Here is a 350-nt window from a genome sequence, read left to right on the forward strand (position 1 = left end):
GTCATCCGTTTGGTGGCGATGGCGGAGGGGAACCACGCGTTCCCATACCGAACACGACCGTTAAGCCCTCCAGCGCCAATGGTACTTAGACCGCAGGGTCTTGGGAGAGTAGGACGTCGCCAAGCGGATTATCTCACATAAGAAATTACCAACATTTAGTTGTTGATTGTAACGAAAAAATGTGATAATCTATGATTCCTGTCGCATAAAACGACAAGGAAATTTGCACCTTGAAAACTGGATAACGAAAGAAAAGAATTGCTGAAACATCCTTTAGTTGTTTTTATTAGAAGCGAAGGTGAGCGATCACCCGAGCATATGGTTAAGCTAGTAAGAGCGCACGGAGGATG

Annotated in this window: 1 rRNA gene; it reads left to right on the top strand. The window is 45.4% G+C overall.

Annotated features, from left to right (window positions below):
• Positions 1-8: 8 nt before the first annotated feature.
• Positions 9-125 (top strand): 5S ribosomal RNA (gene rrf, locus MRBLPE1_RS16800).
• Positions 126-350 lie beyond the last annotated feature (225 nt).

Origin of the sequence: Paenibacillus sp. LPE1-1-1.1 (genome assembly GCF_040676435.1) — a bacterium.
Classification (GTDB): domain Bacteria; phylum Bacillota; class Bacilli; order Paenibacillales; family Paenibacillaceae; genus Pristimantibacillus.